The organism is Cupriavidus basilensis, assembly GCF_000832305.1.
Classification (GTDB): Bacteria; Pseudomonadota; Gammaproteobacteria; order Burkholderiales; family Burkholderiaceae; genus Cupriavidus; species Cupriavidus basilensis_F.
Genome location: NZ_CP010536.1, coordinates 4,363,657 through 4,381,792 on the forward strand (window position 1 = coordinate 4,363,657; position 18,136 = coordinate 4,381,792).

Annotated in this window: 17 protein-coding genes; 1 reads left to right on the forward strand and 16 read right to left on the reverse strand. The window is 63.2% G+C overall.

The features are described 5' to 3' along the window. Positions 1–32: 32 nt before the first annotated feature. From atpA to RR42_RS20225, 12 genes are all read right to left on the reverse strand, one after another. Positions 33–1,574, reverse strand: coding sequence for a F0F1 ATP synthase subunit alpha (atpA, locus tag RR42_RS20170; RefSeq protein ID WP_043350770.1), 1,542 nt, complete (start codon positions 1,572–1,574; stop codon positions 33–35). A gap of 49 nt (positions 1,575–1,623) precedes the next feature. Then, entirely contained in the window at positions 1,624–2,163 is a 540-nt protein-coding gene (locus tag RR42_RS20175) for a F0F1 ATP synthase subunit delta (protein ID WP_006157248.1), read from the reverse strand. A 2-nt stretch (positions 2,164–2,165) separates the two neighbouring features. Further along, the gene (locus RR42_RS20180; protein WP_043350775.1) at positions 2,166–2,636 is read right to left on the reverse strand and encodes a F0F1 ATP synthase subunit B; all 471 of its coding nucleotides are present in this window, start codon (positions 2,634–2,636) and stop codon (positions 2,166–2,168) included. Positions 2,637–2,735: 99 nt separating this feature from the next. Then, entirely contained in the window at positions 2,736–3,002 is a 267-nt protein-coding gene (gene atpE, locus RR42_RS20185) for a F0F1 ATP synthase subunit C (protein WP_006157246.1), read from the reverse strand. A gap of 62 nt (positions 3,003–3,064) precedes the next feature. Beyond that, positions 3,065–3,928: a F0F1 ATP synthase subunit A gene (gene atpB, locus RR42_RS20190; protein WP_043352467.1), complete on the reverse strand. Its 864-nt coding sequence runs from the start codon at positions 3,926–3,928 to the stop codon at positions 3,065–3,067. 244 nt (positions 3,929–4,172) lie between these two features. Further along, on the reverse strand, positions 4,173–4,673 hold the full coding sequence (locus tag RR42_RS20195) for an ATP synthase subunit I (protein WP_043350778.1): 501 nt from the start codon (positions 4,671–4,673) through the stop codon (positions 4,173–4,175). Positions 4,674–5,051: 378 nt separating this feature from the next. Further along, entirely contained in the window at positions 5,052–5,954 is a 903-nt protein-coding gene (locus RR42_RS20200; protein WP_043350783.1) for a ParB/RepB/Spo0J family partition protein, read from the reverse strand. A 52-nt stretch (positions 5,955–6,006) separates the two neighbouring features. After that, complete coding sequence (locus RR42_RS20205; protein WP_043350788.1) at positions 6,007–6,780, reverse strand: ParA family protein; 774 nt, start codon at positions 6,778–6,780, stop codon at positions 6,007–6,009. Positions 6,781–6,848: 68 nt separating this feature from the next. Next, positions 6,849–7,556 carry a 16S rRNA (guanine(527)-N(7))-methyltransferase RsmG gene (rsmG, locus tag RR42_RS20210; RefSeq protein ID WP_043350793.1) on the reverse strand — a complete coding sequence of 236 codons (708 nt, stop codon included), beginning with the start codon at positions 7,554–7,556 and terminating at the stop codon, positions 6,849–6,851. Continuing rightward, a complete protein-coding gene (mnmG, locus tag RR42_RS20215) occupies positions 7,557–9,497 on the reverse strand; it encodes a tRNA uridine-5-carboxymethylaminomethyl(34) synthesis enzyme MnmG (RefSeq protein ID WP_043350797.1) in 1,941 nt (646 codons plus the stop codon). It abuts the gene before it with no gap. Positions 9,498–9,695: 198 nt separating this feature from the next. After that, positions 9,696–10,556 carry an N-formylglutamate amidohydrolase gene (locus RR42_RS20220; protein ID WP_043350799.1) on the reverse strand — a complete coding sequence of 287 codons (861 nt, stop codon included), beginning with the start codon at positions 10,554–10,556 and terminating at the stop codon, positions 9,696–9,698. Positions 10,557–10,561: 5 nt separating this feature from the next. Beyond that, entirely contained in the window at positions 10,562–11,557 is a 996-nt protein-coding gene (locus RR42_RS20225) for a tripartite tricarboxylate transporter substrate binding protein BugE (protein ID WP_043350803.1), read from the reverse strand. A gap of 127 nt (positions 11,558–11,684) precedes the next feature. Here RR42_RS20225 and RR42_RS20230 point away from each other — a divergent pair, with 127 nt between their 5' ends. After that, the gene (locus RR42_RS20230) at positions 11,685–12,629 is read left to right on the forward strand and encodes a LysR substrate-binding domain-containing protein (protein WP_043350807.1); all 945 of its coding nucleotides are present in this window, start codon (positions 11,685–11,687) and stop codon (positions 12,627–12,629) included. Between the two features lie 266 nt (positions 12,630–12,895). Here RR42_RS20230 and RR42_RS20235 read toward each other — a convergent pair whose 3' ends face one another. The 4 genes from RR42_RS20235 to RR42_RS20250 form a co-directional block, all read right to left on the reverse strand. After that, positions 12,896–13,639, reverse strand: a complete 744-nt coding sequence (locus tag RR42_RS20235; protein WP_043350811.1) for an ABC transporter ATP-binding protein — start codon at positions 13,637–13,639, stop codon at positions 12,896–12,898. Between the two features lie 10 nt (positions 13,640–13,649). Continuing rightward, positions 13,650–15,437 carry an ABC transporter permease subunit gene (locus RR42_RS20240; protein WP_043350815.1) on the reverse strand — a complete coding sequence of 596 codons (1,788 nt, stop codon included), beginning with the start codon at positions 15,435–15,437 and terminating at the stop codon, positions 13,650–13,652. A 10-nt stretch (positions 15,438–15,447) separates the two neighbouring features. Next, positions 15,448–16,500, reverse strand: coding sequence for a branched-chain amino acid ABC transporter permease (locus RR42_RS20245; RefSeq protein ID WP_043350817.1), 1,053 nt, complete (start codon positions 16,498–16,500; stop codon positions 15,448–15,450). A gap of 411 nt (positions 16,501–16,911) precedes the next feature. Next, the gene (locus RR42_RS20250) at positions 16,912–18,063 is read right to left on the reverse strand and encodes an ABC transporter substrate-binding protein (protein WP_043350820.1); all 1,152 of its coding nucleotides are present in this window, start codon (positions 18,061–18,063) and stop codon (positions 16,912–16,914) included. Positions 18,064–18,136: the final 73 nt, after the last annotated feature.

The window sequence follows — 18,136 nt, forward strand, 5'->3', positions numbered from 1 at the left end:
CGGTGCCGGCGCAGTTTCGTGGAATTGCGCGGTTAGAACGCGGCGGACTTCTTGAAATCCTCGATCGCGGCACGCAGGGTGGCTTCGTCTTCCTTCGACAGATCCTTGGAATCTTCGATGCGGGTGACGAGGTCGGCGTACTTGGTCTTCAGATGGTCGTGCAGGCCCTTCTCGAACGGGAGAATGTCCTTCACTTCCACGTTGTCGAGGAAGCCGTTGTTGGCTGCGTACAGCGACGCGGCCAGCTGCCACACCTGCAGCGGCAGGTATTGAGCCTGCTTGAGCAGTTCCGTCACGCGGCGGCCGCGCTCCAGCTGCTTGCGGGTGGCATCGTCCAGGTCGGAAGCGAACTGCGCGAACGCAGCCAGTTCACGGTACTGGGCCAGGTCGGTACGGATACCGCCGGACAGCTTCTTGACGACCTTGGTCTGGGCGGCACCACCAACGCGCGACACCGAGATACCGGCGTTGATTGCGGGGCGCACACCTGCGTTGAACAGGTCGGTTTCCAGGAAGATCTGGCCGTCGGTGATCGAGATCACGTTGGTCGGCACGAAAGCGGACACGTCGCCAGCTTGCGTTTCGATCACGGGCAGCGCGGTCAGCGAGCCGGTCTTGCCGGTCACTGCGCCCTTGGTGAACTTCTCGACGTAGTCGGCGTTCACGCGGGCTGCGCGCTCGAGCAGACGCGAGTGCAGGTAGAACACGTCGCCGGGGTAAGCTTCGCGGCCCGGCGGGCGGCGCAGCAGCAGCGACACCTGGCGGTAGGCCCAGGCTTGCTTGGTCAGGTCGTCATAAACGATCAGCGCGTCTTCGCCGCGGTCGCGGAAGTACTCGCCCATCGTGCAACCAGCGTAGGCAGCCAGGTACTGCATGGCGGCGGAGTCCGATGCCGTAGCAGCAACGACGATGGTGTACTCCATCGCGCCCAGTTCTTCGAGCTTGCGCACCACGTTGTTCACGGTCGAAGCCTTCTGACCGATTGCCACGTAGACGCAGAAAACGCCCTTGCCCTTCTGGTTGATGATCGCGTCGACAGCAACGGCGGTCTTGCCGGTCTGGCGGTCGCCAATGATCAGCTCGCGCTGGCCACGGCCGATCGGCACCATCGCGTCGATCGACTTCAGGCCGGTCTGCACCGGCTGGCTGACCGACTGACGTGCGATCACGCCAGGGGCAACCTTTTCGATCACGTCGGTTTCTTTGGCGTTGATCGGGCCTTTGCCATCGATCGGCTGACCCAGCGTGTTGACCACGCGGCCCAGCAGTTCCTTGCCAACCGGCACTTCCAGAATGCGGCCGGTGCACTTGACCGGGTCACCTTCGGAAATGTGTTCGTACTCGCCCAGCACCACGGCGCCGACAGAGTCGCGCTCGAGGTTCAGTGCCAGACCGAACGTGTTACCGGGGAATTCCAGCATCTCGCCCTGCATCACGCCAGACAGGCCGTGCACGCGGCAGATACCATCGGTCACGGAAATCACCGTGCCGGTGTTGCGCACTTCAGCGTCGGCGCCAAGACCCGAGATGCGGGACTTGATCAGCTCGCTGATTTCTGAGGGGTTCAGTTGCATCACAATGCTCCTAATTCTTCAATCCGTCGGCTGGTGCGCTTCTCGCGCATCATGCGGTCAGCGCCACTTGCATTGCTGCCAGGCGCGCACGCACGGAGGTGTCGAGCACTTCGTCGCCGACCTTGACGCGCACGCCGCCAATCAGCGACGGGTCCACCGCAACCGAGGGCTGCAGCTTGCGGCCGAACTTGCGTTCGAGCGCGGCGACGAGGTCGGTCAGGCTTGCGCCCTCAAGGGGGAAGGCACTCGTGATCTCGACATCAGCCGACCCTTCACGGTCGTTCTTGAGCGCATGGAACTGCTCGGCGATTTCCGGCAATACCGACAGGCGGTGGTTATCCACCAGCAGGCTGACGAAGCGCTTGGCTTCGTCGTTGACCGGAGACTTCAGGGCCGACAGGAACAGTGCGCTCAGCTTGTCGCCGTGCACGTTCGGATCGCCAGCCACCGCCTTCATGTCGGGATTGGCGGCAACTTGCCCCATTTCCGACACCAGCTCGGACCATGCATCCAGATTGCCGCTCGATTCGGTCGCGACGCGGAACAGCGCCTCGGCGTAGGGACGGGCAATGGTTGCGGTTTCAGCCATGATTAGAGCTCAGCCTTGAGTTGATTGAGCAGATCCGCGTGGACCTGCGCGTTCACTTCGCGCTTGAGGATCTGCTCGGCACCCTTGACGGCCAGCACGGCGACCTGGTCGCGCAATTGCTCGCGCGCGCGGGTAACTTGCTGTTCGGCTTCGGCCTTGGCCTGGGCAATGATGCGTGCGGCTTCTGCCTGGGCGTTTTGCTTGATCTCGTCAGCGGTCAGCTGAGCGCGCTTCTCGGCGTCAGCGACGCGTTGAGCGCCTTCGGTGCGGGCTTCGGCCAGGGCCTGGTCCACACGCTTGTTGGCGAGTTCGAGCTCAGCCTTGCCTTTTTCGGCGGCGGCGAGGCCATCGGCGATCTTCTTTGCGCGTTCGTCGAGCGCCTTCACCAGCGGCGGCCAAATGAATTTGGCAACTACCCACCACAGGATGAAGAACACGACCATCTGCGCAAAAAACGTTGCGTTCAGATTCATGGTGTGTTCCTTTCGGTAATCAAACTACAGATAAATGCGCAAGGGCGGCCAGGCTAAGTGGCCCGCGCCGCCCGTCAGCATCATGCAGACCGAAAAGAATTACTTGATGACAGCCAGCAGCGGGTTGGCGAATGCGAACAGCATTGCAACGCCCACGCCGATCAGGAATGCCGCGTCGATCAGGCCAGCCAGCAGGAACATCTTGGTTTGCAGCGGGTTCATCAGTTCAGGCTGACGTGCGCACGCTTCGATGTACTTGCCACCCATCAGGGCGATACCCAGGCAGGCGCCGATTGCGCCCAGACCGATGATGATGCCGATACCGATGGCGGTCAGACCCTGGATGTTGGCGAGATATGCTTGCATGACTACTCCTTTAATTGAGAAGAGACTTAGAACCAAAAAACCGAAAAACCGAAAAACTTAAATCAGTGGTGATCGTGTGCCTGGCCGATGTACACCAGCGTCAGCATCATGAAAATGAAAGCCTGGAGCAGAACGATCAGGATGTGGAAGATCGCCCATACCGTACCGGCCAGCACATGACCGACGAAGCCCAGCGCGGTGAGGTCCGCACCGAACGTCCAGATGGAACCCAGCAGCGCGATCAGCAGGAACACCAGTTCGCCGGCGTACATGTTGCCGAACAACCGCATGCCCAGCGAAACCGCCTTGGCCAGGAATTCGATCAGGTTCAGGATCAGGTTGAACGGGGCCAGGTACCACTTGGCGCCGAACGGAGCCGACAGCAGTTCATGGGCGAAGCCGCCCACGCCCTTGATCTTGAAGCTGTAATAGACCATCAGCACCAGCACTGCGCACGACATGCCCAGCGTACCGTTCAGGTCGGCCGTGGCAACCGCGCGGTGGTGCGGCAGATGGATGTGGAAAATGCCCAGCAGGCCGTTCAGGCCGGTAACCCAGTCGACCGGGATCAAGTCGACGGCATTCATCACCGTGATCCAGCAGAACACCATCAGTGCCAGCGGAGCGATGAAGGAGCGGTCGCCATGGATGATGCCCTTGGCCTGGTCGTCGACCATCTCGACGATCATTTCCACGAAAGCCTGGAAGCGGCCCGGCACGCCGGCGGTCGCGCGGCGCGCGGCGGCGTACAGGAAAATCACGGCGATGGCGCCGCACAGCACTGACCAGAACACGGTGTCGTAGTTGAGGACGCTGAAGTCAACGACGGAGGCTTGCTTGCCGCCAACCGTGTTGAGGTTCTGCAAGTGTTCGGCGATATAGCCGGAGGGGGTGAGGGCCTGTTCGGCGCCTTGAGCAGCTGACATGTCGAAACGAACCGTAATATTGCGAAACCAGTTGCCGGCATTTTGCCGGTACGCTTCTTGCACCGCCTTCAGCACACTTTGCTGGTCACCGCGGGCAAGCTCGTTTGAACCTTATCCACGCCGCGCTTCACTGTTGTGACGCGCCACGCAAAAACATCTTGATATTCTGTTTTCGTGCCCCACTTCGACGAGAAGCACACTTATCCGACTTACCGCGCCTGGCCGCCCACCCTGGGGCACAACCTCAGCGAATCGCCAGCGCGACCCAGTAGGTCTTGAGCACAAGCAGGAACGTGACCAGCATCGGCACCCAGCGCAACTCGCTGTACAGCACCACTACCAGGACGAACAACCCGGCGGTGGCAAACACCTTGATCGCCTCGCCGACCACCAGTCCGCTGATCGAGGGACGCTCGCGCGCCATCCAGAGTCGCAGCGCGAAGAAACCGCTGGGCACGAAACACACCGTGCCACCGAATAGTGCCGACCAACCCGCCGCGCCGGCGTTGCCGCCAGCAAAAAGTCGCCAGGCAATGGCCGACAACAAAGTAACCGCAACCTGCGCCAGCACGACCCTGCCGGGCGTCATGCGCGAAGGGCGCAGCGCGCGCTCGCCGAACAGCGTTTCCGCCTCGACGCGCGACAGCGGATCGACCGCCTCCTCTTCACGCTCTGCCTCGTCTTCCCAGGCATCGCGCGTCTGCCAGTCGGTTTTCCGACCAGCATCCTGACGATCTGAAACCACCTGCTATTGCCTTTGCTCGTTGCTGCTTGTTGTTTAATCCGCCCCGGAACTTTTCTGGACCGGCCGGAATTCAAACCGCACGATTTTACGAGGAATGCACCATGCGAGTCAATCTGCTTACAGACGCCTTGCAACAGTCCGCATTTCACTTGCAATCGCCACGAACCCATAGTGCGTGCGCGGCCGACGCCCGGCAATAACGTGCCAGGTAATTGGACTACCCAAGGCTGGCGGCGCACTATAGTCGTCTATCGGCCTTGCACAGACCTTACACAGGCGTACGCGCGCCGGGGCAGAGCCGGCCCGGCATCAAATTGCACCGGGCCGCTGCACAGCCGCGTCGACCGTTAATCGCGCACTATTTTCGGGAAATCCCGCTCAGGCGGGTGACTGGCTTTCGCCGGGCTCGCGCAGGCGTGTCAGCACACCGTCGAGCGCATCATTGCTGGTGAAGTGAATGGTGAGCTGGCCTTTGCCCCGCACGCCCAGCTTGATCTGTACCGGCAGGCCAAGCACGTCGGATAGTTCTTCCTCAAGGCGGGCCACGTCGCGCGCCGGCGCGCCATTGTTCGGCTTCTGCAACCGGAGGTCAAAGGGCTTGAGGGTGGAGGCTACCAGCTTTTCGGTCTCGCGCACCGATAAACGTTTGTTGACGATCTGATTGGCGAGCGTGATCTGGTTGGCGCCGTCGGCGGAGAGCAGCGCACGGGCGTGGCCCATGTCGAGGTCTCCTGCCATCAGCATGGTCTGCACCGGCTGGGCCAGGTTCAGCAGACGCAGCAGATTGGACACCGCGCTGCGCGAGCGCCCTACCGATTCCGCTGCCTGCTCGTGGGTGAAATTGAATTCGCGCACCAGGCGCATGATGCCCTGCGCTTCTTCCAGCGGGTTGAGGTCTTCACGCTGGATATTCTCGATGAGCGCCATCGCGGCCGCGGCTTCGTCGGCCACGTCCTTGACCAGCACCGGCACCTCTTCGAGCCCGGCGATCCTGGAGGCGCGGAAGCGGCGCTCACCGGCAATGATCTCGTAGCGATCCGGCTCTGCAACGCGGCGCACCAGGATCGGCTGCATCAGGCCTTGGGCACGAATGCTCGCGGCCAGCTCCTGCAGCGCGCCTTCGTCCATGCGCGTGCGCGGCTGGTACTTGCCGGGCTGGAGCTGGTCCAGGCGGAGCACGGAGGGGGCGCCCTCCTGCTTCACGGCATCGACGATCTCGGCTGGCCCACCCAGCAGGGCTTCCAGTCCGCGGCCCAGGCCCTTCTTCTTCGCGGTGCTCATCTCGGTATCCTGTATTCGGTGACTCTCAACCCGGTGACTCTCAGCCCGGCGTTCAGTCGAGTTGCTTGACGCGCGCGATCATCTCGGCGCCGAAATCGAGGTAGGCCTTGGCCCCCTTGGACGACGGATCGAACGCCACGCCAGGCATGCCATAGGACGGTGCTTCCGCCAGCCGCACATTGCGCGGGATGACGGTCTTGAACACCTTCTCGCCAAAATGCGACTCAAGCTGGGCCGACACCTGTTGCTGCAAGGTGACACGTGGATCAAACATCACACGAAGCAAGCCAATCACCTTCAGGTCACGATTGAGGTTGGCGTGCACCTGCTTGATGGTATTGACGAGATCGGACAGCCCTTCCAGCGCGAAGTATTCGCACTGCATCGGCACGATCACGCCGTTGGCCGCGCACAGCCCGTTGAGGGTCAGCAGCGACAGCGATGGCGGGCAGTCAATCAACACGAAATCGTATTCGGCATCGACCTCGGCAATGGCGTTCTTGAGACGTTTCTCGCGCTGGTCCAGTTCGACCAGTTCCACTTCCGCGCCGGCCAGTTCGCGGTTGGCGGGCAGCACATCGTACTTGCCGGATTCGGAATGCTGGCGTGCCTGGCTCACCGTCGACAAGCCAACCAGCACCTGGTAGACGCTGTGCTCGAGCGACTGCTTGTCGATGCCGGAACCCATCGAGGCATTGCCCTGGGGATCCAGGTCGATCAGCAACACACGCTGGTCCTGTGCCGCCAAGCCGGCGGCAAGGTTCACCGTGGTGGTGGTCTTGCCGACGCCGCCCTTCTGGTTTGCGATCACGAATACCTTGGCCATATGTTCCTGCTGCTCCTGCTTGATTTCTACCTGCCGGGGGTGGGCGCCGGCGACAACCACCGGCCGGGTCAGCGGCGCGACAGCACCACCAGGTGACGTTCTGCGTCCAGTTCCGGTACGGTCAGGCGTGGTATTGCCTCGACCTGCCACTCGGCCATCAGGCCGGCCGCTTCCATGCGATCGAGTTCGGGCTGAGGATAAACGCCCTTCATGGCAATCAGCTTGCCGCCCGGCGCCAGCAGGTGGCCGGCAAGCGATACGAAATCGCTCAGCTCGGCAAACGCACGAGACGTGATGACCGCGTAGCCCTTGCCGTCTTCCAGCTTTTCGACCGGGCCCCAATGGGCAGCCGCGTTGGACAGGCCAAGCTGTGCCCGGCATTGCGTCAGGAAGGCGGTTTTCTTTTGCACGATGTCGACCATCAGCACCGACAGGTCGGGACACGTGATGGCCAGCGGCAGACCAGGCATGCCGCCGCCCGAGCCCACGTCCAGCACCCGGCCACGCGCGCCCTCCTCCACCTCCGCGGCGCGAGCCGCTTGCGCCAGCGCCGGCACGGCGGCCAGCGAGTCGAGCATGTGATGGGTCAACATCTCGTCGGGATGACGGATGGCGGTCAGGTTATAGATGGCATTCCATTTGCGCAGCAGTGCCAGGTAGGCAAACAACTGATCGATCTGGCTCGCGCAGACCGCCAGGCCGATGGCGGACAAGCCGGCCTCCAGGCGGCGGCGCTGGTCGGCGTCGTCCACGGCCGCGTAACGTTGGTTCCTCACTCAGGCGGCCTCTTGGCTGGAGTCGGACTTGGTACGCCCCATGCCCTTCTTTTTCAGATGGACCAGCAGCAGCGAGATCGCAGCCGGCGTCACGCCAGAAATACGCGATGCCTGGCCGAGGGTCTCGGGCCGGTGCTGATTCAGCTTCTGGCCAACCTCGATGCCAAGGCCGCGCACTTCCGTGTAGTCGAAATCTTCAGGCAGGCGAGTGGATTCGTTGGCTTCGAGCTTGTCCACCTCCGCGGCTTGCCGGGCGATGTAGCCGTGATATTTGATGCCGATCTCGATCTGCTCGCGAATCTGCGCGACCAGCAGCGGGTCGGCATCAAGTGCCTGGGCGGGTGCGAACTTCCCTTCCTGCAACGCCATCAGCGCTTCGTACGTGACAGCGGGACGGCGCAGCAGATCGGCGAGGTTGTACTCGCGCTCGATCGCTTTGCCCAGCAGCGGCACAGCATCGGCTTCTGGCAGGATGCCCGGATTGACCCAGGTACTCTTCAGCCGCTCTGTTTCACGTGAAACAGCGTCGCGCTTTCGGTTAAATGCATCCCAGCGCACATCATCGACCACGCCCAGCTCCCGACCGGCCTCGGTCAATCGCATATCGGCATTATCTTCCCGCAGGCTCAAACGGAACTCGGCGCGGCTGGTGAACATTCGGTACGGTTCCGAGACCCCACGGGTGATCAGATCGTCGACCAGAACCCCAAGATAGGCTTGGTCCCGCCGGGGCGTCCAGGCATCGCGCTCCCGAACGAAGCAGCCGGCATTGATCCCGGCCAGCAGGCCCTGGGCCGCGGCTTCCTCGTAGCCGGTGGTGCCATTGATCTGCCCGGCAAAGAACAAGCCGCTGATGGCCTTGGACTCCAGCGAGGCCTTGAGGGCGCGCGGATCGAAGTAGTCGTACTCAATGGCGTAGCCCGGGCGCAGGATGTGCGCGTTCTCCATGCCGCGGATCGAGTGCACCAGGGCAAGTTGCACGTCGAACGGCAGGCTGGTGGAGATACCGTTGGGGTAGAACTCGTTGGTCGTCAGCCCTTCGGGTTCCAGGAAGATCTGGTGGCTGTCCTTGCTGGCAAAGCGGTGGATCTTGTCCTCGATGCTGGGACAATACCGCGGCCCTACCCCTTCGATCACGCCGGTGTACATCGGCGAGCGATCCAGGCCGCCACGGATGATGTCGTGGGTTCGGCTATTGGTATGCGTGATCCAGCACGGCAGTTGCTGCGGGTGCTGATCGGCACGGCCCAGGAAGGAGAACACTGGCACCGGATCGAGATCGCCCGGCTGCTCATCCATCACGGAGAAGTCGATGGTGCGTCCGTCGATACGCGGCGGCGTACCCGTCTTCAGTCGGCCCTGCGGCAGCTTGAGCTCCTTCAGGCGCGCCGAAAGCGAGACCGACGCGGGGTCGCCCGCGCGACCGCCAGTGTAGTTGTCCAGCCCCACGTGAATCTTCCCATCGAGGAAGGTACCAGCGGTCAGCACCACGGCGCGTGCGCGGAAGGTGATGCCGACCTGCGTGACGGCGCCGACAACGCGATCGCCCTCCACCACCAGGTCATCCACGGCCTGCTGGAACAGCATCAGGTTGGGCTGATTCTCCAGCCGCGCGCGAATCGCCTTGCGATACAGCACACGGTCCGCCTGAGCGCGGGTGGCACGTACGGCCGGGCCCTTGCTGGAATTCAGGATGCGGAATTGGATGCCCGACTCATCCGTGGCCGCCGCCATGGCGCCGCCCATTGCATCCACCTCCTTGACGAGATGGCCCTTGCCAATGCCGCCGATGGACGGATTGCAGCTCATCTGACCAAGGGTCTCGATGTTGTGGCTCAGCAGCAGCGTCTGGCAACCCATACGCGCCGCGGCGAGTGCAGCTTCCGTGCCGGCGTGGCCACCACCGACAACAATGACATCGAATTCTTTTGGGTAAAGCATGGAGGCACCTCCTCCGGGAGGCTAGCGGGAATAAATCGGGATGCCGAATTATAACGGCAATCTCCGTGGCGTCCCTGCGCCGCGGCATGTTTCACGTGAAACATGCTTCATGAAGAACTTGGGTGTGTTCCACGTGAAACAAAAAAACCGGGCGCAATGGCCCGGCTTTCTTGTGCGCACGGCGGGGGGCCGAAGCACTTACGGTCTGCGTTGCTCGCTCAGATAAGCGCCGATGCGCTCGACAAGTCGACCAAGATTTGTCCGGAGTTCGTCAAAGCCACCGTTACGCTCACGCGTCACTTCATCCATGTACAACGGCCGGCGAATCTCGATCTGCAAGCTGTTACGCCGCTCGGCCGGGCGGCCGATCTGTGCGATCAGTTGCACGCCCTTGTATGGATCGTTGCGTGCCACGGTATATCCCAACGCGCGCAGTTCCGACGCCACCAGCCCGACAAAGCCAGCCTCGCAGGTGGCCCCATCTCGGTCGCCCAGCACGAAGTCCGCCAGCGGGTGTGGGCTCTGAATCTTGAGACGCTCGTACGCATTGTTTGGCATCGAGTGCAGGTTCAGATGCCAGACCGACCCGAAGCGCCGATAGGTGTCCTCCACCGCTTCCGACAGCGCCTGATGGTAGGGGCGATAGTAGGTGTCGATCCGGTCGCGTACCTCTTGCAGCGAGAGCTTGCGGTCATAGATCGGGGTGGCTGCATCCATCTTGCGCCAGATCAGCCCGTAGCCGAGGCGAGTCTTCTCGCCCGGCGCCAGCGGCTCGGGCCACGTGCCATCCAGCAAGTCGGGGTCCAGATCATCGAGCGTGCGATTGGGATCGATGTAGACACGCGGAAAATTAGCTGCGATCAGCGTACCGCCAACGCGCGGCACGGATTCCCACAGCGCATCGATGTGCGTGTCCTCGCCGGCACGCAACCGCTGCGTGGGGATGGCCGCCCGGAAGTCTTGCGGATAATGGGTGCCACTATGCGGTGAGTCGCACACCAGCGGCAGCGTCTGGGCCGAAGGCGCGAAGCGGACGAAGGGCTCGAAGTTGTCGCTCATCGCCGTCAGTCCAGCTTGATATTGGCGGCCTTGGCCACGCGTGCATAGCGCGCCATCGCCTGCTGGATTTGCACCTTGAACCCGTCCGGCGTGGTCGGTACCAGCGTGCCGCCAGACTCCTCCACCTTGCGCTTGAACTCTGGATTCAGCATCGCCTTGTGGATGGCGTCGTTGAGCTTGGCGACGATCGCCGGCGGCGTGCCGGCAGGTGCGACGATGCCGAACCAGCCACCATCGCCCATTTCCTTATAGCCCAGTTCCGCATAGGTCGGGACGTTGGGCAGCTGCGGCGAACGGGCGGAACCGAGCACCGCCAGCGCTCGCAGCCGGCCCGATTTCACGTGGGGCAGCGTAGACGAAAGGTTGTCGGTAATGGCGTTGACCTGCCCTGCCACCGCATCGTTGAGTGCCAGGCCGGCACCCTTGTACGGCACGTGCAGCATGTCGATCTTGGCCAGCATCATGAAGTTCTCGATGTTCACATGGCCGAGCGAACCAGCGCCGGGAGACGCAAAGCTGTACTTGCCGGGATTGGCGCGGACAAGCGCGACGAATTCCTGCATGGTCTTGGCCGGCACGCTGGGGTGCACGGCGAATACGCTCGGGATGGCGATGACGTTGGTCACCGGCGCAAAATCCTTGATCGGATCGTAGTTCAGCTTGGGATAGACAGCCGGGTTCGAGCCATGCGTGCTGACCGTCGCCATGCCGATGGTGTAGCCGTCCGGCGCCGCGCGGGCAACCTGCTCCATGCCCAGCGAGCCACCGGCACCCCCCTTGTTCTCCACCACGATGGACTGGCCCAGCTCGCGCCCGCCGAACTCCGCCACCAGGCGTGCCGACAGGTCGGTCGAGCCGCCCGCGGCAAACGGCACGATCAGGCGAATCGGCTTGTTCGGATAGTTGGCCTGCGCTTGCGCGCCACCGGCTACGGCCAGGCTGGCGCATGCCGCCAGGCAAGACAAGACAAAATGCCGGCGCGGCAGTTGGGCTCGGATCATGCGGACTTCTCCTTGGATTTCTATGAGTTGGCCCGCCAAGTGTCGGGAGTTTACCGAGTCCGCACAAACGACTATATTGCACGGTTGCATTACCAAAGATCATTCTCGGCACACCCACCTCCACCGCATGCGGCTACGCTCGCCCTCGATGTCCGAACTCCATGCCTTTGCCGCGGTCGCGCGGCTGGGCAGCTTCACGCGCGCGGGCGAAGACCTGTGCGTGACCCAGGGCGCGATCAGCCGTGCAATTGCCCGGCTGGAATCCCACTTTGGCCAACCCCTGCTCCAGCGCAATGCGCATCGACTGACGCTAACCGATGCCGGCAAGCAGTTGCTGGAGGCCGTGGCCGGCCCGCTGGCCGCCATTGAGAATGCCAGCGCCGCCCTCCTCGCCCGTGACCGCCAGCACCACCTGACGCTGTCGGCCGTGCCCACGCTGGCCAGCGTATGGCTGGTGCCCAGGCTGCCGGATTTCCACCGCCGCTACCCCGACGTCCGCCTGGACTTCGTGCCCTACCGGCGCGATGAGGACTTCTCAGGTCCCGCGCCCGATGCCGCCATCCTGCCGGGCACGCCGGATCGCTGGCCAGGCCTGCAATCCGACTACGTGATCGGCCGTGAGATGGTGCCCATCTGCCACCCTGAGCGCGCCCTCGCCCGCCATGAGGCCGGCCGCTGGTCCGAGCCCGCCGAACTCCTCGGTGAGCCCCTGCTCTATCACACCACCGCACCGGCAAACTGGCAGCACTGGCTATACGCCGCCGGCGTACCCAGTGCTGCGCCAACGCTCTCGAAAGGCTTCGACCAGGTCTCGATCCTGGTGCAAGCGGTCAAGGCGGATATGGGCGTGGCGGTATTGCAGCGTTGCCTGGTACGGGATGAGATTGCCGCGGGGCGCGTGGTGGCGCCGTTCGATTTGCCGATCCGGCTGACACGCGGCTACTTCCTGTGCGTACCGCGGGAGCGGCGGGACCATCCGGCGTTTGCGCAGTTTCGCGCATGGTTGCTCGGTGTGGCGGCACAGGATCCGGATGTGCTTCAGCTCAATGAAGAAAATTCGCCAGAAAAATAGAAATAGACTCTATTTGCCGGATTGCATCCATCAGGTACATAAATCTCAGCATCCGGCAACCATCACATCAGCACGACGAATATTAATAGCAAGTTTTAGTCTAAATACATTTATCTTGTGAATTCAAAGCGTACCAGCTGCTGCGCTATCCTGCTGACAACGTCACCAACAATCCGGTTGCATCTTGAAATGCACCTCAAGAATAATAACGTCAAACATTGCCAATCATTATTTTTCTCGCGAATTCCGACAACAGGAAGCGTTGACTAGGCCGCCTTCTTCGCCAACCCCAGATACGTCTCGATCACCTTCGGGTTAGCCGCAAGCTCGCCAGCCGGCCCCTCCATCGCCATATCCCCCGTCTCGATCACGTACCCGTAGTCCGCCACCTGCAGCGCAGCCCGCGCGTTCTGCTCGATCAGCAGCGTCGCCACCCCCGTCTTGCGCAGGTCATTGATGATGTGAAAGATCTCCTTGACGATCAGCGGCGCCAGCCCCAGGCTCGGCTCGTCCAGCATCAGCAGTTGCGGCTTGGCCATCAGCGCACGGCCTACCGCCAGCATCTGGCGCTCGCCCCCGGACAGCGTACCGGCGTCCTGCTTCGCACGTTCCTTCAGGCGCGGGAACAGGCCGTAGACCACTTCCATCTGGTCCAGGAAGTTCTTCTCACCCGCACGCTTGCGGCGATAGGCGCCCAGCACCAGGTTGTCCGCCACGCTCATCGAGCCAAACAGTTCGCGCTTCTCCGGCACCAGGCACATCCCGCGCGCCACGCGCCCTTCCGCTGGCAGGCCGGCGAGGTCGTGGCCGAGGTAGGTCACCGCGCCGGTGGACGAACCGCTCACCGGCAGCGCGCCCATGATGGCGTTGAGCATGGTGGACTTGCCCGCGCCATTGGGGCCGATCACCGTGACGATCTTTCCTGCTTCCACTTTCAGGTTGGCACCGTGCACGGCTTCGACCTTGCCGTAGCGCACGTGCAGGTCCTTCACTTCCAGGATAAGGCTCATTGTCGTTTCCTTACTCCACGCCACCGAGGTAGGCCTCGAGCACCGCCGGGTCCTTCTGCACGTCCTCGGGCACACCTTCCGCAATGCGCGTACCGAACTCCATCACCACCAGACGGTCCGTCAGGTTCATCACGAAGTCCATGTCGTGCTCGACCAGCAGCACGCTCATGCCCTCGCCCTTGAGCTTCTTCAGCAGCTCGGCCAGCGCCTGCTTCTCCTTGTAGCGCAGCCCCGCCGCGGGCTCATCTAACAACAGCAGCGCGGGATCGCAGCACAGTGCGCGCGCGATCTCCAGGATGCGTTGCTGGCCCAGCGCGAGGCTGCCGGCTTCCATGTACATGCAGTCGGCCAGGCCCACGCGCTCGAGCTGGCGCGCGGCTTCGTGCAGCAGCTTGGCCTCCTCGTTCTTGTTCATGCGCAGGATCGCTGCCGTCACGCCGCCCTGCGGCGCAAAGTCGCCGCGCAGGTGCGCGCCGATGGCCACGTTCTCCAGCACGGTCATGGTGGGCAGCAGATGCACGTGCTGGAAGGTGCGGCCGATGCCGCGCTTGACGATCTCGCGCGAGGGCAGTCCGGAGATCTGCTCGCCGCGATACAGCACCTCGCCGCGCGTGGCGGGCAGCACGCCGGTGACCAGATTGAAGGTGGTGGACTTGCCCGCGCCGTTGGGACCGATCAGCCCGATGATCTCGCCCGCGCGGACCTGGAAGCTCACGTCGTTGACCGCCACCAGCCCGCCGAACTCCTTGCGCGCGGCTTTGACATCGAGGATCAGTTCCCCGGCCTGCGGCTTGGCGCGCAATGGCAGCGCGCTCGCTTGCGCCGGCGCCATCACCGGCGGCCCGCTGGGGAACAGCTTCTTGATGAACGGCCAGAGGCCATCGCGCGCGTATTGCAGCAGCAGCACCATCAGCACGCCGAACACGATGGTCTCGAAGTTGCCGTTGGCGCCCAGCAGCTTGGGCAGCACGCCTTGCAGCACGTCCTTCAGGATGGTGAGGATGCCGGCGCCGAGCACCGCACCCCACACGTGGCCTACGCCGCCCACCACCGCCATGAACAGGTACTCGATGCCGTAGTTCAGGCCAAACGGCGTGGGGTTCACCGCGCGCTGCAAATGCGCGTAGAGAAAGCCGGAGATGCAGGCCAGCATCGCCGCCACCACGAAGATCACCACCTTCATCCACGCGGTGTTCACGCCCATCGCCTCGGCCATGGTGCCCCCGCCCTTCAGCGCGCGGATGGCGCGGCCCGGGCGTGAGTTGAGCAGGTTCTGCATGGCGATCACCGACACCAGCACCACGGCCCAGATCAGGTAGAACATCGAGCGCCCGGAGGCCAGCTCGATGCCGAGCACGTGCAGCACGGGAATGCCGTTGAGGCCGTCGTACTTGCCGAGGAATTCCAGGTTGCCGAACAGGAAAAACAGCGACAGGCCCCAGGCGATGGTGGCGAGCGGCAGGTAGTGGCCCGACATGCGCATGGTGATCAGGCCGATCACATAGGCCGAGGCCATCGTGATCACCAGCCCGACCAGCAGGCCGAGCCAGGGCGACAGCCCGAACTGTGTGGTGAGGTAGGCGGTGCTGTAGGCACCCAGCCCGACGAAAGCGGCCTGGCCGAACGAGGTCATGCCGCCCACGCCGGTGAGCAGGACCAGGCCGATGGCGACGATGCTGTACAGGCCGATGTAGTTGCCCAGCGTGATCCAGAATTCGGGCGTGGGCAGCACGGGCAACAGCGCCAGGACTACCGCGAAGGCCAGCAGGAAGAATCGGTTCTTGAGGTTGGTGTTCATGGCGTGTCCCTTATTCCTCGTCTTCCACATGCTTGCTGGTGAGCGAGCGCCACAGCAGCACGGGCAGGATCAGGGTGAACACGATGACCTCCTTGAACGCACTGGCCCAGAAGGACGAATACGATTCGAGCAGCCCCACCAGGATGGCGCCGGCGGCCGCCACCGGGTAGCTCACCAGACCACCCACGATCGCACCGACGAAGCCCTTCAGGCCGATCAGGAAGCCAGATTCGTAGTACACCGTGGTCAGCGGTGCAATCAGGATCCCGCACAGCGCGCCCATTGCCGCTGCCAGCGTGAACGAAAGGCGCCCGGCCTGCGTCGTGCCGATGCCGACCAGCCGCGCGCCCAGGCGATTGACCGCCGTGGCACGCAGCGCCTTGCCGACGATGGTGCGTTCGAAGTAGAAATACAGCCCCGCGATCATCAGTGCCGATACGCCGACCACCCAAAGGCTCTGACCGGAGATCGTCAGGCTGCCCACTTCAAAGCGTGCCTCGGAGAAAGGCGCGGTGCGCGAGCCCTCGGCGCCGAACATCACCAGCCCCAGCCCCACCAGTGCAAAGTGCACGCCCACCGAGACGATCAGCAGCACCAGCGTGCTGGCTTCGGCCAGCGGCTGGTAGGCAAGGCGGTACAGCATGGGTCCGAGCGGAATCACGATCAGCAGCGTCAGCGCGATCTGCGCCAGCATAGGCATCGACTGCCCATCGAAGTTCTGCGCCAGCAGATGCACGGCCAGCGGGAAGACCAGGTATTTGCCGGCCAGCACCGCGATCCGCCTGGGTGCGGTCCGGCGCAGTTCGGCGCTGCGCAGGATGGTGACCGTCTCATAGACAAAGGTGAGCACGCCCATGACCAGCAGCAGCCAGCTGCTTTGCGGCGCATGGCCAGACTGGATCGCCGCCAGGGTCAGCGCGCCATAGGCGACGAACTCCCCTTGCGGAATGAAGATGACGCGGGTCACCGAGAACACCAGCACCAGGGCCAGCGCGAGCAGCGCATAGATGGCGCCCGAGGTGATGCCGTCCTGCGCCAGGATGGCGGCGATCGAGAGGTCCATTGTCTCCCCGTATTGTTGGTGAGTCCGGCCGGCGGAGGGAAGCCGGCTGGCTTGTGAAATTACGAGTTACGAAATATGAAACAACTTACGCATAGCGGAAATCCCGACGAACCCTTAGATTCCGCAGTGCCGCATCGGTAATCTGGCACAGCAGGCGGGAAGCTATGCCTATGACGGGTGCAGCATATCCGCGGCGCACCATGGCAGTCATCCCGTCTCGCTTGCCTTGGCAAACGCCAATTTCATTAACACGTTAAAGATCTCGCATGGCGGATGCGGTGTCAAGTGCGGGATTGCCAGTAGTCGCGCAGTGGCGTGGGATGGCATGAGACGACATGAGACGGCATCAACAAAAAGGGCGCATGGCTGGCCATGCGCCCTTCTTGCGTCAAATGCAGCCAGTCGTGCCGCTTACTTGGTCTGCAGCTTCCACTTGCCGTCGACGATCTCCACCATCACGCGCGCGCGCTGGTCCAGGCCAAGGTGGTCGGTCGGCGTCATGTTCATGATGCCGTGGGAGATCGGCAGCTCCTTGGTCTGCTCCATGGCATCGCGCAGCGCCTTGCGGAACTCCTTGGTGCCCGGCTGGCCCTTTTTCAGCGCCTCCGGGATGGCACGCTGCAGCAGCAGGCCGGCATCCCAGGCATGGCCGCCGAAGGTCGAGACCTGGCCGCCAAATGCCTTCTCGTAAGCCGTCTTGTAGGTGATGGCGGGCTTCTTCACCGGGTTGGTGTCCGGCAGCTGCTCGGCCACCAGCAGCGGGCCGGCCGGCAGGAAGGTCCCTTCGCAATCCTTGCCGCACACGCGCAGGAAGTCGGCGTTGGCCACACCGTGGGTCTGGTAGATCTTGCCCTTCCAGCCACGCTCCTTGAGCGCCTTGGCGGGCAGCGCGGCGGGCGTGCCCGAGCCCGCGATCAGCACGGCGTCGGGGTTGGTGCCCATCATCTTGAGCACCTGGCCGGTAACCGAGGTGTCGGTGCGCGCAAAGCGCTCGTTGGCCACCACCTTGATCTTGCGCATCTCGCCGACCTTGGCGAACTCTTGCGCCCAGCTATCGCCATAGGCATCCGCGAAGCCGATAAAGGCAACCGTCTTCACGTTGTGGTTGGTCATGTGCTCGGCAATGGCGGTGGCCATGTGCGAGTCGTTCTGCGGCGTCTTGAAGACCCAGGCGCGCTTGGCATCCATCGGCTCGATGATGCGGGCCGAGGCGGCCAGCGTGATCATCGGCGTGTCGTTCTCGGCGACGACATCCACCATGGCCAGCGAGTTGGGCGTCACGGTGGAACCGACTATCACATCGACCTTGTCTTCGCTGATCAGCTTGCGCGTATTCTTGACCGCCGTGGTGGTGTCCGACGCATCGTCGAGCACGATGTACTCGATCTTCTTGCCAGCGATCTCCTTGGGCAGCAGCGAGATGGTGTTCTTCTCGGGAATGCCCAGCGAGGCGGCGGGCCCGGTGGCCGATAGTGTTACCCCGACCTTGACCTGTGCGCTGGCGGTGCCGGCGCACAGGCTGGCGGCGGCGAGAGCCAGCAGGCTGGCGCGCTTGAATGTCATCGTGTCTCCTTCCATTGCGGCAAACGGAAGAGGCATCCGTGCCGCCTCGCGGCCAGTCGGATGCCTCAATCTG

Bases quoted from the DNA above. Each gene is read 5' to 3' on its own strand.
- RR42_RS20230 (WP_043350807.1), top strand. From the start codon at position 11,685: ATGCGGCTACGCTCGCCCTCGATGTCCGAACTCCATGCCTTTGCCGCG.
- RR42_RS20235 (WP_043350811.1), bottom strand. From the start codon at position 13,639: ATGAGCCTTATCCTGGAAGTGAAGGACCTGCACGTGCGCTACGGCAAG.
- RR42_RS20245 (WP_043350817.1), bottom strand. From the start codon at position 16,500: ATGGACCTCTCGATCGCCGCCATCCTGGCGCAGGACGGCATCACCTCG.
- RR42_RS20205 (WP_043350788.1), bottom strand. From the start codon at position 6,780: ATGGCCAAGGTATTCGTGATCGCAAACCAGAAGGGCGGCGTCGGCAAG.
- atpE (WP_006157246.1), bottom strand. From the start codon at position 3,002: ATGCAAGCATATCTCGCCAACATCCAGGGTCTGACCGCCATCGGTATC.
- RR42_RS20240 (WP_043350815.1), bottom strand. From the start codon at position 15,437: ATGAACACCAACCTCAAGAACCGATTCTTCCTGCTGGCCTTCGCGGTA.
- mnmG (WP_043350797.1), bottom strand. From the start codon at position 9,497: ATGCTTTACCCAAAAGAATTCGATGTCATTGTTGTCGGTGGTGGCCAC.
- RR42_RS20220 (WP_043350799.1), bottom strand. From the start codon at position 10,556: ATGAGCGACAACTTCGAGCCCTTCGTCCGCTTCGCGCCTTCGGCCCAG.
- atpA (WP_043350770.1), bottom strand. From the start codon at position 1,574: ATGCAACTGAACCCCTCAGAAATCAGCGAGCTGATCAAGTCCCGCATC.
- RR42_RS20225 (WP_043350803.1), bottom strand. From the start codon at position 11,557: ATGATCCGAGCCCAACTGCCGCGCCGGCATTTTGTCTTGTCTTGCCTG.
- RR42_RS20200 (WP_043350783.1), bottom strand. From the start codon at position 5,954: ATGAGCACCGCGAAGAAGAAGGGCCTGGGCCGCGGACTGGAAGCCCTG.
- atpB (WP_043352467.1), bottom strand. From the start codon at position 3,928: ATGTCAGCTGCTCAAGGCGCCGAACAGGCCCTCACCCCCTCCGGCTAT.
- RR42_RS20250 (WP_043350820.1), bottom strand. From the start codon at position 18,063: ATGACATTCAAGCGCGCCAGCCTGCTGGCTCTCGCCGCCGCCAGCCTG.
- RR42_RS20180 (WP_043350775.1), bottom strand. From the start codon at position 2,636: ATGAATCTGAACGCAACGTTTTTTGCGCAGATGGTCGTGTTCTTCATC.
- RR42_RS20175 (WP_006157248.1), bottom strand. From the start codon at position 2,163: ATGGCTGAAACCGCAACCATTGCCCGTCCCTACGCCGAGGCGCTGTTC.